Here is a 17,499-nt window from a genome sequence, read left to right as displayed (position 1 = left end):
ATTGCTGAAAAAACCAAACAGCAACGCTGAAAAGTCTAGGCAGCGATATTGCAGAGGTTTTGCAGTATATAAGGAGTGATTGGGTAGGAGTGAGTAGTGATGAGTTTTTAGTATTAATTTGATGACTGTTGCTTTATAGATGTGTGTTGTTAAAAAAGTCCAAAGGCTAGAATGTATGTAGAAAAAAAATACTACCTTTGAATAATCATGACCTTATCGGTGTACCATACGTGTCATAAACGGCTGATAGAGAGGTTGTTATTGGTAGTCTTTTGGATTATCAATCTGTCTCTTTGCGTTGCGTGTACTCATTCAAATCATCAAATTGTGGATGAATTGAATGCTCGTTCGTATGCTTTCCATTACCGTGATTTGGATTCAACTTTAAAGTATGCCAACAAGGCTTATGCTTTGTCCCATGGTTATGCCGACGGGCGGGCGGAGGCACTGAATAACTTGGCTTTTGTCAGCATGGTCAAAATGGACTATAACCGTGCTGCCCAATATTTGTCAAAAGCTCAAGACGCTACCGATAATCAGGTAGAATTATTGGTGGCTGATGTCCAGTTTATGCGTTTATGCCAGCGACAATCCCGGAACAAAGATTTTTATAAATACCGTGAACGTGCTTCTCTTAGATTGAAGCGTATCAATGAAGAGGTCGGGACATTGAATGTTCGCCAGCAGATGCGTGTAGCTTATGCACAGAGCGAGTATGCTATTGTGGGGTCTACCTATTTCTATTATGTGGGCCTGTCGGCGCCTTCTCTCAAGGCAATGGCACGCATTGACCCTAACGGAATCGTATCTAAAGACACCGCCCAGCTACTATCTTATTATTATAATGTAGGTTCTGGTGGTATTATCACGCGTGGAACGGAAGAGGAAATCAGTCAGACGGAGTTCGATTATTTGGTGCGTTGCTATATCATGTCGCGCGAAAACGACTATCCTTATTGGGAAGCTAATTCTATGCAAGCTATCAGTGAGCATTTGAAATCACCTCAATCGGCTCAGCGACTGATTAAGAATAATCTCCCGGCAATTAAATATCTCAATGTAGATCAAATGCCCGACTCGCTTTTGGCAGGCAATTTGGCACAGCGTGCGTTAGCTTTGTTTAAGCAATATGGTGATGTTTATCAGATAGCAGGTGCTTATCGAACGTTGGCAGAGTGCTATTGGGGACAGAAAGATTATCGTTCTGCTATCATTTGTTTGAACGATGCGTTGAACTCAGATACCGTTATCAATCGTGCGCCCGATCTAGTTGCGTCTATTCGAGAGCAATTAAGTCTTGCCTTTTCGGCTATTGACGACAAGCCACAGAGTGATTATAATCGCAATATCTATTTGGATATACAAGAGATGACACGCCAAGACCGATTGCTAGAGGCACGTGCTGCACAGCTCGACCAGTCGTCGCAAGTATTGAATCTGATGATTGTTGCTGTGGTTGTGACGATAGTTTTGATTATCGCATTGCTTATCGTATTCAGTCGAATGCGTAAGCGCAAAGACCAAGAATTAGATACCGAGAATCTGTTTGAGCCATTGGAGCAGTGGAATAGGCAGTCTGAACAGCAGCTAGTAAGCCAACAGAATAAACTGGATGAGATAGAAGAGGAAATCCAGATGATGCACTTCCGCATATTGGATAATCGTAAGCGAAACTTAGAACAGCGTGCCAAGATAGCACTAGTCAATAGTATCACTCCATTGATAGACCGTATTTCCAATGAAGTTCAGCGACTTACAAATTCTCATGAAGATGAGGATATGCGTCAAAAACGCTTGATGTATATCTCGGAGTTGACGAGTCAAATTAATGCCTATAATGATAAATTGACTCAATGGATACAGTTGAAGCAGGGACAATTGAACCTTCACATTGAGAGTTTCAAACTACAAAATTTATTTGAATTACTCAAAAAAGGTGGAATGAGTTTTGCCATGAAAGGCATTACTTTACAGGTGGGAGACACGGATAGTGTTGTTAAGGCCGATAAAACATTGACCCTGTTTATGCTTAACACGTTGACAGACAATGCACGTAAATTCACTCCGAAAGGTGGAACGGTGTCTGTGTGCAGCCGTTCGGCCTCTGATTATGTTGAAATCTCCATATCTGATACCGGTGTAGGTATGGATGAAGAGCACATTGCTCACATTTTTGACCATAAACACTTACTTGATGAGAAAAAGATAGAGACATCAGAGAAATCTCATGGTTTCGGCTTGATGAATTGTAAGGGTATCATTGATAAGTATCGCAAGGTGAGTCAAATATTCAATGTGTGCTCTATCAGTGTGGCCAGTGAGGTAGGGAAGGGTAGTGTATTTTCTTTCCGACTGCCTAAAGGGATTAGTCGGATTCTTATATTTGCCATCTTATTGTTGGCACCAAAAGAGATGAATGCTGCGAATAAGGACTTATCTATAGCCTTACAGTATTCTGATTCAGTATACGATAGTAACGTTCGTGGGGATTATAGTCGTACGCTCGTTTATGCCCAAAAGTGTATTGACGCTTTAAATGCATTCTATCTGTCCAAGAAAATGGGTACACCTTATCAGATGAAATTGTATGATAATGGAGATATACCGGCCGAACAGATTTGGCTTGAAGATGGTTTGCGTACCAATTATGATGTGATATTAAGGGTAAGAAATGAGAGTGCAGTGGCAGCTTTGGCCTTACATCAGTGGAAATTGTACCATTATAATAACAAAGCTTATACTCAGTTGTTTAGGAAACGTTCGGCAGATAGAAGCTTGGGAAACTATGTGACGCTGATGCAACGGTCGGAAACCAATAAGAATGTTGCTATTGCTATTTTGATAATTCTGCTGTTAAGTATCTTACCGGCTTATTATTTCGTTTACTATAGGCATCGCCTTTATTATCGTTTCTGTGTAGAAAAGGTGCGCAAGATAAACGAAGTGTTGTTGTCGAGCATGACTCCTGAGGAGAAATTGACATTGATTCAAAGGATGTGGAAAGGACTGAATCATCCTTTACATCCCCGTTATGCAGGATTAAATGCGCTTGTAAGTCAGGTGCAATTGTCGCTAAGCCAAAGTATCCAGCACAATCAAGAGACAGAAAACAGATTGGAACTGGCCGAAGATGAGTTGAATAGGACTCGTTACGAAAGCGATCGGCTGTATGTAAGTAATAGTGTGCTAGATAATTGCTTGTCTACATTGAAGCACGAAACCATGTATTATCCGTCTAGAATCAAGCAATTGATAGACGATAAAGGAGACTTGCAGGTTATAAAAGAAGTCGTAGATTATTATAAAGAGCTGTACATGTTGCTGAGTATGCAGGCTATGCGACAGATTGATAGTAATGTTACGATAGACGATGACATTCTTAAATACTTGCTAGATAAGCTCCGTAAGTTGACCGGAACATCCAATTTGCAGTTGGAAAGTAGGGAGCGTGATGGCATTTATAGCATTGTAACAGTTGAAATTCCGCAGTTAGAATTGTCTGATAAAGAATGTTTGGAACTCTTTACGCCTTCTTCTGTAAATATAGAATATATGATTTGCAGGCAGATAGTGCGCGAGATTGGCGAGACGACAAATGCAAGAGCCAGTGGAATACAAGCACGGCATAGCGCTGTAACTGGTGGTATAGCCATTGATATTGTATTACCTAAACAGATAGCAGATAAATTAAAATAACCGAATATGAATAATTTCAAGATTGTAATAGTAGAAGATGTCCCTCTGGAACTGAAGGGAACGCTTGGTATTATCCGTAATGATATACCGGAAGCGGAAATACTTGGAACGGCCGAAAACGAACAGGCGTATTGGAAACTGATGAAACAAAACTTGCCGGATCTTGTCTTGTTAGACTTAGGATTGGGTGGATCGACGACCGTAGGTGTGGAAATATGCCGACAGACCAAGCAGTCTTATCCCCTAGTTAAGGTGCTTATATTCACAGGTGAAATATTGAATGAGAAGCTATGGGTGGATGTTTTGGATGCCGGATGTGAGGGTGTCATCTTGAAAAGCGGTGAGTTGCTCACGCGTGGGGATGTATCTAGCGTAATGGATGGGAAAAGATTGGTATTCAACCAGCCTATTCTAGAGAAGATAGTGGAGCGTTTCAAGCGTAGTGTGAACAATCAATTGATGCGTCAAGAGGCTTTGGTCAACTACGAGATTGATGAGTATGATGAGCGTTTTTTACGCCATTTGGCATTGGGATATACCAAGGAGCAAATTACAAACTTGCGTGGTATGCCGTTTGGAGTAAAGAGTTTGGAAAAGAGACAAAACGAGTTGGTGCAGAAAATGTTCCCCGATGGAAACGGAGGAATGGGAGTAAATGCCACAAGATTGGTGGTACGGGCTTTTGAATTAAGAATCCTTGATATAGATAATCTACGTCCTGATGAGGAATAGTTACCGAATATGGGGCTTTGTGACACTGGGTTTACTGTTGGCTCAGTTTGTTATTATATTACTGTCGTGGCTGGTTACTGCAGCCATGCCGGAAGAACCGTTGCGCTCTTTATTGAGTAGTGAGGGAGTGAGATGGTACTTCGGCCATATGATAGAGAATTTTTCATCTCCTTATCTTAGTTGGTTATTGTTGCTATGTGTGGCTCTTGGCGCTGTTAAAAGTAGTCGTATTTTCAGTATTAAGTTCCCTCTGACGTTTCGACAACGCCTTGCTTTGCAACTTGTAGGAGTGGAGTTATTAATCTTCCTTGCCATTATTGCATCTTTGACACTGCTACCTCATGCCATTCTGTTGAGTGTTACGGGGCATTTATATCCCAGCAGTTTTTCGCAAGGAATTATTCCTATTGGTGCATTTGCGCTAATAGCATTCTCTATTAGTTATGCTGTTGTCTGCGGAGAAGTGCAAAAGATAGAGGATGCTTTTAGTATGTTAACTGCCGGTATTATTACTGCTGCACCGCTATTTGTGGTTTATCTCTTAGCGGTGCAGCTGTATGCCTCTGCTGTTTTCATGTTGACTGTGAATTAAGCAAATTCTGCTAGTTCCAGCCAACGCATTTCCTTGGTATCTAATTCATCCTTGAGCAGAGGCAACTCTTTACTTTTTTCTGTAAGCTCTTCTACACTTAACGTGCCACTACACAAGGCTGTCTCAATGTCTTTTATCTTTGTTTCTAAGGCAGAAATGTCTGCTTCTAATTGCTCGTATTCTCTCTTTTCCTTGAAAGAAAGCTTTCGTTTGGTGACATTATGGTAGTCGTTTTTGGTAGTTGTGGTTGTCTGTGAAGTTGCCTTCTCTTCCTTTTGCGATTTAAGGGCGTTGTATTCTCTATATTGTGTATAGTTTCCGGGGAAGTCTTGTACCTCTCCATCGCCCTTGAATACCAAAAGATGGTCTACAACTTTATCCATAAAGTAACGGTCGTGACTCACTACAATGACACAACCGGGAAAGTCTTGCAAATAAGCTTCTAGTATTTGGAGTGTCTGGATATCTAAATCGTTAGTAGGTTCGTCTAATACTAGGAAGTTAGGATTCCTCATGAGTACGGCACATAGATAGAGTTTGCGACGCTCTCCACCGCTCAATTTGTATACGAAGTTATGTTGTTCTTCAGGCGAGAACATGAAGTGTTGCAGGAATTGGCTTGCTGTAAGATGCTTACCTCCACCAAGATCGATGTATTCGGCAATGTCTGTGATGACGTCAATAACCTTCTGTTGCTCGTCGAATTGCAGTCCCTCTTGTGAGAAATAGCCGAAACGCACGGTCTCGCCAATATCAAACTTACCGTTGTCGGGCTGTATTAAGCCCAGTAACATCTTGATAAAGGTGGATTTACCGGTTCCATTATTACCTACGATTCCCATCTTTTCGAATCGTGCAAAGTTGTAGTAAAAATCTTTGAGAATCACTTTCTCTGAGCTCCATGCTTTTGATACATATTGGCACTCAAAGATTTTAGATCCTATATATACATTTCTTGCTTTCAGTCGAACCTGTCTTTCTTCGATTCTTTGTTTGGCTTTGGCTTCCAATTCATAGAAAGCTTCTTCGCGATAACGTGCTTTGTGTCCACGTGCTTGTGGCATACGGCGCATCCATTCCAACTCCGTTTTATACAGATTGTTGGCTCTTGCTATCTCGGCTCGTGTGTTGTCTATGCGTTCTTGGCGTTTTTCCAGATAATAAGCATAGTTACCCCGATAAGTATAAGTCTGCTTGTTGTCGAGTTCTACGATGAGATTGCATACCCTGTCAAGGAAGAATCTGTCGTGTGTAACCATCAAAAGAGTCTTATTACCTCGCAACAAATAGCCTTCAAGCCATTCTATCATGTCAAGGTCGAGGTGGTTGGTAGGCTCGTCAAGAATCAAGAAATCCGGTTCGGTGGTAAGCACATTAGCCAATGCGACACGTTTTTGTTGGCCACCACTCAGCTCTCCCATCTTCTGATTCATGTCGCTGATTTTAAGCTGAGTGAGTATTTGTTTGGCCTTGAGCATCTTTTCTTCAGAGCCATGATGATTGAAACAAGCATCAAGGACTGTTTCTTCCGGGGCAAAGGCAGGGGATTGTTCTAAGTAGCCAATCTTCAAATCATTGCGATAAATGATTTCTCCTGAATCCTTACCCTCTTTTCCTGTGAGTACAGAGAGTAGGGTAGACTTGCCCGTTCCGTTCTGAGCAATCAAGCCTACTCGTTGCCCTTCGGCTACGGAAAAAGAGATTTTGTCGAATAAAACCAAAGCTCCAAAACTCTTTGTGAGGTTTTGGACATCAAGATAAGGGCGTTGTACTGGCATCAGAGAGTCTTATTGATTTCGTCAATACAGTTGAGAACTTCTTCTCGCCCTATCTTCTTTTCAGAGCTGGTAATATAATATGGTGGCAGCTCTTCCCATCTGTCTTCTAGTTGTTTCATCCAAGCTGCAGCATTCTGACGCGCTTTTACTGCCCCCAGCTTATCGGCCTTGGTAAATATAATGGTGAATGGTACATTGCTTTCGCCCAACCAATCGATGAATTCTCGGTCTATTTTCTGTTGCTCATGTCTTACATCGATGAGCACAAACACATTGATGAGTTGTTCCCTTTGTAGGATATAAGAACTTATCATTTGCTCCAATTTCTTCTGCATCACCTTTGAACGCTTTGCATAACCGTAGCCGGGAAGGTCTACAAGATACCACTCATTATTGATAATAAAGTGGTTGATGAGCAATGTTTTACCCGGAGTAGCTGATGTCTTTGCAAGATTTTTATGGTTGCAAAGCATATTGATGAGACTGGATTTACCAACATTGGATCTGCCAATGAATGCATATTCAGGCTTGGAATCCTTTGGACATTGGGTTACAGTCTGAGATGAAATGACAAATTCAGATTTTTTGATTTCCATATATTCGTGTTGTTATCTTCTGCAAAGATACAAAAAATAGCTGAATAGATACTTGTTGGATACTTTGAAGCATGAAGTTTGTTTGTTTTTTGTTCTACATTTAGGAATCACTATATTTATACTTACCTTGCTGCAAGGTTTGGGCAGCGTTGCTGCATGGCTTATTCAGCATTGTTGGTAAGCCTTTGCAGTTTTTCTGCCTCGATTTTGCAGTGAAGTGCTGTCAATACTATAAAGTATTTACTGCAATGTAATGGGAAAATAAAAAGATTTGGATTTTGAGTTGATAGCTTGATATTGTCGTTGTTATAAGTATAGCAACAGCTTCGTAGGAACGTAATTTTCTCATTTACATTAGATATTACGATTATTTTATTTACTTTTGCAGAGAGTACTCTACTATAATGATAAAAATGACAAGCAAGAAGTTTTTGATTTTATTTTGCATGGCATCGTGTCTGCCTGTAGTTGCACAACATACTAATAGGGAAGGGATGAATCTTCGAGATTCTCACTTTGTAGAAAGCTATATGGACTCTCTGGCACAGCATAGGCCCGATACGATGTCGTCTGATATGACTCCTCAAATAGGATTTAGTAGGTTTACACCGTCGCCTACTTATGCAAGACTGTTTTTACCATTGGCTTACTATAAGAATGTAAGCCATCGTATGCTATCGCTAGATAGTGATATGCAGAAGATATCGCCTACTGAACTGGCCTTGGAGCGAGCTCTGCTATCTGTCTATATGAATCATCCGCAATTGGTATCTACGACCCAAAGTAAACTTGATATTATTGGGCCGACATTGGAAGTAGGTGAACAGACAAGGGAGTCACATCCTGATTTGGTAGAACAAGTGGCCCCAACGCCTATAGAACCAGATTTGATAGCTGCAGCACCGATTATTCATAAGCCTAATTTTTGGACTTTTAGTGGAGATTATTATTTGCAATTCTTGCAGAATTATGTCTCTAGCAACTGGTATAAGGCGGGCGAAAGCAGCTACTCGATGGTTGGTGCTGTGACGCTTCAAGCTAATTATAACAATAAGCAGAAGGTGAAATGGGACAATAAGTTAGAGCTGAAACTAGGACTACAGACTTCAAGAGGTGATAGCCTTCATAGTTTGAAGACCAGCGAAGACTTGATTCGTTATACTGGAAAGTTGGGATTCCAAGCTACTAAGAAATGGTATTATACAATTCAGTTGATAGCCTATACTCAGTTCATGCGTGGCTATGCTTCGAATAATCCCTTTGTGTTTAGTGATTTCATGAGTCCTTTTGGAGCCAATCTGTCTGTCGGTATGGATTATACGGTTGACTTTTTTAAGAAGAAACTTACAGGTACTGTTCATCTAGCTCCTGCAGCTTATAATTTTAAATATGTCAGCCGTTTGGCTCTTGCACCGCGATTTGGACTTGATGAAGGAAAACATCAGTTGCATGATATAGGTTCGGAAATCACCGTAGACTTGAACTGGAAATTCAGTGATATGATTAGTTGGAAGACTCGTCTCTATGGTTATACCACTTACAGTCGTACAGAATTGGAATGGGAAAATACCTTTGTGTTTAAATTCAACAGGTATATATCTACTAATATCTTTATCTATCCGCGCTTTGATGATGGCTCTAAAAGGGATAATCATCATGGATATTGGCAGTTGAAAGAGTATGCTAGTTTAGGATTTGCTTATTCTTTCTAATCTCCTCTGTAGTTTTTGATAGCTCTCAACAGCGTGGCTTTATTTCTTGTTTTGGCAGAGATTAAATAGCCAGAGTGTATTAAGGGTTGCTCAATGCTTATTACAAGCAAGATAGAAGAGATAGAAGTAAGTTGAGATAAGGCCTTAAATTTGATGATCTATGTATCAAATAAAAACAAGAAAGCCATGGAGTTGACTCCATGGCTTTCTTGTTTTTATTCGATATTGCGTCCGTGGCAATTCTTGAACTTCTTACCACTACCACATGGACAAGGGTCGTTGGGGCGTGGCATCTTGTCTGCTACGTACGGTGTATGATTTACTTCATTGTATCCCTCACGCGTATCGCGGTGTGCGGCAGCTTGCTGTGCGGCTCTTTCTAGTTGCTCGTTGATGTCTTCTTTCTGCTCGTGGTAGAGCTGAGAATGTTCTTCGGGAGCAGCTTCTTGTACTTGTTGCTGTACTTCAGGAATCTGAGCACGCATCAAAATCGATGCTGTACGATTGTTCATGTCGTCAATCATCGTATCCCATATCTTCACACTTTCGAGCTTGAAAATCAACAATGGGTCTTTCTGTTCGTATGAAGCGTTCTGTACAGAGTGGCGTAATTCGTCGAGCTGACGTAGATTCTCTTTCCAGTTATCATCAATGATACGGAGCATTGTGACTTTCTCGAACTGCTTAACGACATCTTTGGCTTCTGTATCGTAAGCTGTTTTGAGATTGCAAGGTATCTGATAAATCATCTTACCATCTGTGATTGGTACCATGATACGTTCATAGAGTTGTCCTTGATTCTCTTGAACATCTTTGATAACAGGCCATGCAACACTCTGAATACGGTCTACTTTACGCTTAAAGGCAGCCATAGCGGCTTGGAAAGCACGTTCGGCAAGGTCGGATGTAGATGCGTTTTCAAATTCGTCTTGTTCGAAAGGACATTCCATAGCAAGCACTTTCAAGAATTGCTCTTTAGCTCCTTCGAAGTCATTCTTCTCTACGATGTTGACACAACGATCCCAAATGATGTTGGTAATATCCATACCGATGCGTTCGCCCATCAATGCATGGCGACGCTTTTCGTAAATAACGGTACGTTGTTTGTTCATCACATCGTCGTACTCCAACAAGTGTTTACGAATACCGAAGTTATTCTCTTCAACCTTCTTTTGGGCACGCTCAATGCTCTTAGAAATCATTGGGCTTTCGATACGCTCGCCATCTTCAAAGCCAAGACGGTCCATTACTTTGGCAATACGCTCGCTGGCAAAGAGGCGCATCAACTTATCTTCAAGACTTACGTAGAACACAGAAGAGCCCGGGTCTCCCTGACGACCGGCGCGACCTCGTAACTGGCGGTCTACACGACGGCTCTCGTGACGTTCGGTACCGATGATGGCCAAACCTCCGGCAGCCTTTACTTCATCGGTCAACTTGATGTCGGTACCACGACCAGCCATGTTGGTAGCGATGGTTACAGCACCAAGTCCGTCTGTAGAACGGCCTGCCTCGGCTACGATTTGTGCCTCTTGTTGGTGTTTCTTTGCGTTCAATACGTTATGTGGAATGCGACGCATCTTGAGCATTTTGCTCAAAAGTTCACTGATTTCAACGGATGTTGTACCAACAAGACATGGCCGACCACTGTTGCGCATAGCTTCAATCTCGTCGATGACAGCTGCATATTTCTCACGAGCAGTCTTGTATACGCGATCGTCTAAGTCCTTACGGAGGATGGGACGGTTTGTCGGAATCTCTACAACATCGAGCTTGTAGATGTCCCAGAATTCTCCTGCTTCGGTAGAAGCTGTACCAGTCATACCAGACAACTTATGGTACATACGGAAGTAATTCTGCAATGTAATCGTTGCAAAGGTCTGTGTTGCAGCCTCTACATGTACATGCTCTTTGGCTTCAACAGCCTGATGTAGCCCGTCACTCCAACGGCGACCTTCCATGATACGTCCGGTCTGCTCGTCGACAATCTTTACTTCTCCATCGATAACCACGTATTCGTCATCCTTATTGAACATGGTGTAAGCCTTCAGAAGCTGCTGCAATGTGTGTACACGCTCACTTTGAACGGCATACTTATTGAGTAGGTCATCTTTCTTGTCAAGTCGCTCTTGATCTGTCAATTCATGTTCAGCTTCCAACGCAGAAAGCTGAGAGGTGATGTCGGGTAAAACGAAGAGGCCTTTGTCGTTTACTTGTTGTGCCAACCATTCGGTGCCTTTATCGGTAAGGTCAGCACTGTTCAACTTCTCGTCAACAACGAAATACAGAGGCTTGACAGCTTTAGGCATCTCTCGGTTGTTGTTCTGCATGTAAAACTCTTCGGTTTTAAGCATACCAGCTTTGATACCTTCCTCTGACAGATATTTAATCAAGGGCTTGTTCTTAGGCAATGCCTTGTATGAACGATAGAGCGCGAGGAAACCATCGTCGAGAATCTTTTGATCTTTCTTTTGTCGTCCCTCTGTAATCTTTTGTTTTGCTTCGGCCAATAATTCCGTAGCTTGTTTACGCTGAACTTCATAAAGACGCTCTACCAATGGTTGGTATTCCTCGAACATTTGGTCGTCACCCTTAGGCACAGGACCTGAGATAATGAGAGGTGTACGAGCATCATCAATTAGCACAGAATCGACCTCGTCGACTATTGCATAGTTGTGTTGACGTTGTACAAGGTCGGCAGGACTTACTGCCATATTATCACGTAGATAGTCGAAACCAAACTCATTGTTGGTACCGAAGGTAATATCTGCCTGATAAGCTTTGCGACGTTCAGGAGAATTTGGGCGATGTTTGTCTATACAATCGACTGATAAGCCATTGAACATGTAAAGAGGCCCCATCCATTCTGAGTCGCGTTTTGCCAAATAGTCATTGACTGTGACCATGTGAACGCCATTTCCAGTAAGTGCATTCAAAAATACCGGTAGGGTAGCAACGAGGGTTTTACCTTCACCGGTAGCCATTTCTGCAATCTTGCCTTGATGCAATGCTATACCACCAAAGAGCTGTACATCGTAATGGATCATTCCCCATTTCTGTTTATTTCCGCCAGCTGTCCATTCATTGTGGTAAATAGCTTTATCGCCTTCAATGGTAATAAAGTCGTTCTTAGGGTCGGCAGCCAACTCACGATCAAAGTCTGTGGCTGTAACTATTGTTTCTTCGTTTTCCGAGAAGCGGCGTGCTGTATCTTTGATGATACTGAATGCGACAGGCATTACCTCGTTAAGAGCCTGTTCATATATCTCTAAAGCTTCTTTTTCTAATTTATCTATTTCGTTGAAAATCTCTTCACGTTCATCAATAGGAGTCTCTTCTATATTTTTCTTCAGCTCTTCTATCTTCGTTTTCTGCTCTTTAGCAGAATCTTGTACATACTTTTGGATTTCTTTGGTTTTAGCTCTTAACTCGTCATTGTTAAGTGCTTGAATTTCAGGGTAAGCGGCCTTTACCTTCTCTACTAATGGTTGAATCAGCTTCATGTCGCGTGTAGACTTGTCGCCGAACAACGATTTTAAAAAATTATTGAAGTTCATATATTATATTGTTTTATTCTTATTGTAGTGGTATATCAATATCAGTGTGCAAAATTACTAAATAAATTTCACATGATTCGATAAAATATTGACTAAAAGCATATAGGGGCTTTATCCAAGATATGAATCTTAGAATAAAGGAGCTGCGCTACAAGCATTTGGAGCACGAATCTTGATAGCTTTGGAAATCGTAGGCGCAATTTGGTCTACAGTAACAGGTGTAGTAACTCTCTCTGCATGAATCCCTGCCCCATAAAAGATAATAGGAAATGGTACGAAAGTTGTACTACTTGTATAATGTTCTGGTATAATTTCATTGACTAGTTGCCAACCCGGAGCAATTTCTATCGTAATATCTCCGCTGACAGGGGGATAAAAACCATTACGTAGTTTTTGTATGTCGTTATTCCCAGAGAGTAAACGCTTGCTTGTAAATACATCGCTGACACCGGCAGTCTGACTTAGAAGCTCTTGACACCGACTAAGGACATCATGGAGAGTCGCCTTTTTCTGTCCAATAAGTCTATGATTCAGATAAATTTGGTTGTGATAATATGCCTCGATATATTCCCCCGGTCCATAGATTGCACTTAAATAGACATTAAGGAGTTTAGCGGTACGATTGATATAGAACGTGCCGGTGGGAATACGGTATTGGGTATAATTTCGATTATCTGCTTGGGCATACCCAGTACTTGTAATGACGAAGAGTACCTTGTCCTTTCCACTCTGCGCTTCTATATTACTAATTAATTTCCCTAGAGTCTTGTCAAGCTGTGTATAGACTCTTTCCATATCGGTACGCGAGGTGGATGTTTGGGAAAAAGCAGTTGCCGAAAGCGATATGTTCAATAAATCTGGAGTTTCATCGGCCCCCATGGCACGCGCTTGAATGACCGTCAATGCCATATTGGCGATATGCTCATTGTATTCTGTTGCATTGAAACTATTACCTCGTTTGGTAGCTGTTACTATGGATGATTGAGGCAACCATTTTTCGCTTTTGGGTGTGTAATATGTCGAGGTACGCCATTTCCCTGTATTCTCGTCAATCCATATAGCGTTGTCGGCTGCATGACCGGCCGAAAGGATTGCGGCATCTTTGTAAGCTGCAAGTCCGTATACAATGCTTGTACCATTGCTACTGACTTTCATTTCATCTCCAATGGTAGAGGTCTGAAGCTTTGCAGGTGAAGCAAAATATTTAATGTCGTCTACACAAGATGCAGGGCGGAGGGTTTTATGATCTAACCATGTAGACGAAATGATGCCATGATGATAAGGCGATGTGCCAGTTGTAATAGATGATATGGCAGAAGCTCGGTCTATAGGAGTGAAACTATAGGATGCTGCATCGTACACTTTGCCTTGATAGAGTAGCTTTTTGAAGCCATCAGTGCCAAATAGTGGGGAGAATGCTTCGATATAGTCGGTACGCAATTGGTCGATATTGATATTGACAACAAGTCTTGGTGTCAATTGAAATGCTTGCATCTCAGCGGATGTAAGTGCAGCTATCAATATGGCAATGTATCGATTCATCTATTTATTGTTAATTGTTTTTTAGAATATATTCTATCTGTCCAACGCATTAGCAAGCATAGTGCCAAAAGCATCATTCCTTCTGCATACTGCTGGAAGAAGCTTAATATGAAGAAAAAAGTGTAGCAAATAGTCAGTATATAAGTATATTTGTGGTTTTTCCTAAATCTCTTGAATAGGAAAAGTATGTTCAGGGGATTCAGTATTAGAATCTGGAAGTTGATGCTAACTGTTGGATGTTGGCTGAAAATCATGGCCAAAAGTATGAGACCGCATACTCCTGTAACTAGGAATAGTAGGTAGTCAAAGCAAATAGTTACACCTTTTAAGGGGGAATATATATGTGCTATAATCGTAAAAATGATAGTTATGGCAAGTAGAATAGCAGCATCTCCTTGTGGTGTTCCTTGGAAGATATTAGGTACGGAGACCACCGTGGTGGGAGGGATAAGCCAATGTGTTTCAGAAACAAAGTTCTCAGCAATGCCTACGCGATTGATGGTTGCCTTGGAAAAATCGTTGCATAACGAGTCTGGTAGGAATTGTTGCTCAGATTTCTCTGTTCTGTAATCAGCCTTAATACCTAGCAGTAAATCGTTGCCAAAGCGTGCCCATCTACTATCTTCATTCCATTGATGAATCATAGAACGATAGGTGGCATCCGGATTTGTGATAGGTGGAAAGGTTACTTTTCCTTCTAGATTACTGACTAAAATATCTCTAGCCCTTGTGCTACAATTATCGTAGAAGTAATTATAACGATAGGTTCGATTCTCTGGTAGGTAATTTGTTCTTAGAGCCTTTTCTATATTCTCTTTTTCGGCTTGAGTTAGATTAAGCTTTTGTTCTTTTACCCATCTACGATCTGATTGGTATTCTGCCAAAAAGTCATTGAATGGGATGATACCCATTTCGTAATCGGTAAGGCCAAATACAAATCTTAAAATAAAAAAGCTTTGCTTGAATGAAAATATTCCATAATTAATGGCCCAATCTTCATTCCTAGTTATATTATGAAACCTGATGGCAGTGTGGCCATAAAGAGAATAGATTTCAGACCCAGGTCCGCATGTCAACAAACTGATTTCAATAGAATCTTTTGATAAATTCTTTGGAGTACCGCTTGTATTTTCGGCATTGGTAATACTTGTTAAAGACAGTAAAATTATAAAATAAGCTGTCCTTAATATGTGGTTGAAATGTTTCACGATGCAAAAATAACTTATATTTCCGAGTTATCCTGCATTTGTTTCTGTTTTTTTTGATAATTTTGCAGCGTTTATTTTATACTAGATGAAAAAGATACTTCTATGCATGGCCTTGATGGCTGCAATCTCTAACTCAGCGTTTGCACAGAGTGGAACGAATTCTCCTTATAGTCAATTCGGACTAGGTATGCTCACTGAGCAGGGAGCAGGCTTTAGTCGTGGTATGAATGGTTTAGGTCTTGGTTTTCGTGAACATAATCAAGTAAATTACCTAAATCCAGCATCGTTGTCTGCCATAGATTCTTTGAGTTTCATCTTTGATGCAGGCTTTTCTGGACAAATAACCAATTTTTCCGAAAATGGGGTTCGTAAAAATGCTAATAATGCAACTTTTGATTATGTTGTAGCTGGATTTCGGGCAGCTAAGCATTTTGGAGTTAGTTTTGGTTTGATACCCTTCACTAATATAGGGTATAACTATGCGACAACAGAAACCTTGAATCCAAATTCTAGCAACACGTCAAAGGCTTATAGCAATACCTATAATGGTGAAGGTGGGTTGCATGATGTCTATTTGGGATTTGGTTGGGAGCCATTTAAAGGTTTCTCTTTTGGTGCGACTGTAGGTTTCCTTTGGGGTAATTATACTCGCTCGGTTATTAATAGTTATAGCGATGCTTATGTTAATACGCTGGCTAAGTATTATACTGCTTCTGTAAGTAACTATAAATTGGATTTCGGTGTTCAGTATACTGCAAAATTGAAAGAGAAGGATCAATTGACAATTGGTCTTACTTATGGTTTAGGACATAAGTTGAATGCAGATGCCTCTTGTAAAGTGGTTTCTACCAATAGCCAAACGGTTACTGCCGATACGACGTCTTACATAGCGGCTAAAGCACTTGAGATGCCGACAAGCATTGGGGCCGGTTTTATGTGGAATCACCATGATATGTTGAAATTTGGTGTTGATTATTCTTTGCAAAAATGGGGTACTACAGAGTTTCCACAATATAATGAGTCTAATGGTAATGTAAGCTATATGAAGACATCGGGTCTGTTTAAGGATAGACATAAGATCACGGCCGGATTTGATTTTACTCCTATGTCTAAGCGTTCACGGTCTTTATTTAATCGTATTCATTATCGGGCCGGTGTAAGTTATGCGACACCATACTTAGTCATAAATGGGCAAGATGGTCCTAAGGAGATTAGTGCGACTGTAGGTTTTGGCATTCCAATCATGAATGCTTATAATAATCGTTCGATGTTAAATATCAGTGCACAGTGGGTTAATCAATCAGCTACAGGATTCATTAAGGAGAATACTTTCAGAATAAATATAGGATTAACGTTTAATGAACGTTGGTTTGCAAAGTGGAAAGTGGAATAAAAGGCTGTTTGTCTTAATGAAGTCTTCTTGGTGTATATCCGGCTGTTTACTATTACTGTTCCTTTCTTTTAATTCTTGTAAGGAGCAGAAAGAGCATACTGCACCTGCCATTTTAGAGAAAGATTCTGTGGCATTGATGACATCTTATGGAGTTAATACGCTCATCTCCGACTCTGGTGTCATTAAATATCGTATTGTTACAGAAGAGTGGGAGGTAAATGAAAACCGTAATCCTCCAAGATGGATATTTGATAAAGGACTATTCTTGGAACAATTTGATGAGAAATTCCATGTTCAATCGTACATTCAATGCGATACAGCTTATTATTATACCCAGCAGAAAATATGGGAATTACACTCTCGTGTGAAGATTCTAACGAAAGATGGACTGAAGTTTCAAAGCGAGCAATTATTTTGGGACGAGAATAAACATGAACTTTATTCCTATGTATTCTCCCGATTAATAACTCCCGAACGCACGTTACAAGGTACTTATTTCCGAAGTGATGAGAAGATGACTAAGTATTATGTGTCAAATACGAAGGGCTCTTTTGAAAAGGGGGATTTTGATAATAATGCTGATATGACGGATTCTGCTAAAGTTGCTACGGATTCGATACAAAAAGCTAGGCGTCCTCAAACCGAACCTCGTAGACTGAGTGTACCTGTTTTAAATCATTAAAATTAAATTAT

The 17,499-nt window shown here is 40.8% G+C and carries 11 protein-coding genes; 6 read left to right on the top strand and 5 right to left on the bottom strand.

The window, feature by feature from the left end; genetic code table 11:
* The first annotated feature begins 207 nt into the window (after nucleotides 1–207).
* Genes HMPREF0671_RS02215 through HMPREF0671_RS02205 form a run of 3 tightly spaced genes read left to right on the top strand, consistent with a single transcriptional unit; the run spans nucleotide 208 to nucleotide 5,020 of the window.
* Nucleotides 208–3,696, top strand: a complete 3,489-nt coding sequence (locus HMPREF0671_RS02215) for a DUF5112 domain-containing protein (RefSeq protein ID WP_052052764.1) — start codon at nucleotides 208–210, stop codon at nucleotides 3,694–3,696.
* A gap of 6 nt (nucleotides 3,697–3,702) precedes the next feature.
* Nucleotides 3,703–4,428, top strand: coding sequence for a DUF5932 domain-containing protein (locus HMPREF0671_RS02210; RefSeq protein ID WP_036896481.1), 726 nt, complete (start codon nucleotides 3,703–3,705; stop codon nucleotides 4,426–4,428).
* Nucleotides 4,418–5,020 (top strand): AbgT family transporter, encoded by a 603-nt coding sequence (locus HMPREF0671_RS02205; RefSeq protein ID WP_036896478.1) that lies wholly within the window; start codon nucleotides 4,418–4,420, stop codon nucleotides 5,018–5,020. Before HMPREF0671_RS02210 ends, HMPREF0671_RS02205 begins: the two co-directional genes overlap by 11 nt.
* Here HMPREF0671_RS02205 and abc-f read toward each other — a convergent pair.
* Entirely contained in the window at nucleotides 5,017–6,798 is a 1,782-nt protein-coding gene (abc-f, locus tag HMPREF0671_RS02200; protein WP_036896476.1) for a ribosomal protection-like ABC-F family protein, read from the bottom strand. The two genes, HMPREF0671_RS02205 and abc-f, sit on opposite strands and share 4 nt — an antisense overlap.
* On the bottom strand, nucleotides 6,798–7,394 hold the full coding sequence (gene yihA, locus HMPREF0671_RS02195) for a ribosome biogenesis GTP-binding protein YihA/YsxC (protein ID WP_036896474.1): 597 nt from the start codon (nucleotides 7,392–7,394) through the stop codon (nucleotides 6,798–6,800). The genes abc-f and yihA overlap by 1 nt, the downstream gene beginning before the upstream one ends.
* A gap of 530 nt (nucleotides 7,395–7,924) precedes the next feature.
* Here yihA and HMPREF0671_RS02190 point away from each other — a divergent pair.
* Nucleotides 7,925–9,106, top strand: a complete 1,182-nt coding sequence (locus HMPREF0671_RS02190; protein WP_369793913.1) for a DUF3078 domain-containing protein — start codon at nucleotides 7,925–7,927, stop codon at nucleotides 9,104–9,106.
* A gap of 215 nt (nucleotides 9,107–9,321) precedes the next feature.
* On the opposite strand, the gene secA is transcribed toward HMPREF0671_RS02190, so the two are convergent.
* From secA to HMPREF0671_RS02175, 3 genes are all read right to left on the bottom strand, one after another.
* Nucleotides 9,322–12,663, bottom strand: a complete 3,342-nt coding sequence (gene secA / locus HMPREF0671_RS02185) for a preprotein translocase subunit SecA (RefSeq protein WP_036896469.1) — start codon at nucleotides 12,661–12,663, stop codon at nucleotides 9,322–9,324.
* 129 nt (nucleotides 12,664–12,792) lie between these two features.
* A complete protein-coding gene (locus HMPREF0671_RS02180) occupies nucleotides 12,793–14,205 on the bottom strand; it encodes an alkaline phosphatase family protein (protein WP_036896466.1) in 1,413 nt (470 codons plus the stop codon).
* Nucleotides 14,202–15,413, bottom strand: a complete 1,212-nt coding sequence (locus HMPREF0671_RS02175; protein WP_036896462.1) for a DUF4105 domain-containing protein — start codon at nucleotides 15,411–15,413, stop codon at nucleotides 14,202–14,204. Before HMPREF0671_RS02175 ends, HMPREF0671_RS02180 begins: the two co-directional genes overlap by 4 nt.
* Before the next feature lie 85 nt (nucleotides 15,414–15,498).
* Here HMPREF0671_RS02175 and HMPREF0671_RS02170 point away from each other — a divergent pair, with 85 nt between their 5' ends.
* Nucleotides 15,499–16,806, top strand: a complete 1,308-nt coding sequence (locus HMPREF0671_RS02170; protein ID WP_036896459.1) for a hypothetical protein — start codon at nucleotides 15,499–15,501, stop codon at nucleotides 16,804–16,806.
* 16 nt (nucleotides 16,807–16,822) lie between these two features.
* Nucleotides 16,823–17,488 (top strand): LPS export ABC transporter periplasmic protein LptC, encoded by a 666-nt coding sequence (gene lptC, locus HMPREF0671_RS02165; RefSeq protein ID WP_052052763.1) that lies wholly within the window; start codon nucleotides 16,823–16,825, stop codon nucleotides 17,486–17,488.
* Nucleotides 17,489–17,499 lie beyond the last annotated feature (11 nt).

This window comes from Prevotella sp. S7 MS 2 (assembly GCF_000762865.1).
Lineage (GTDB): Bacteria > Bacteroidota > Bacteroidia > Bacteroidales > Bacteroidaceae > Prevotella.
This window is presented reverse-complemented; position numbering and strand designations above follow the sequence as displayed.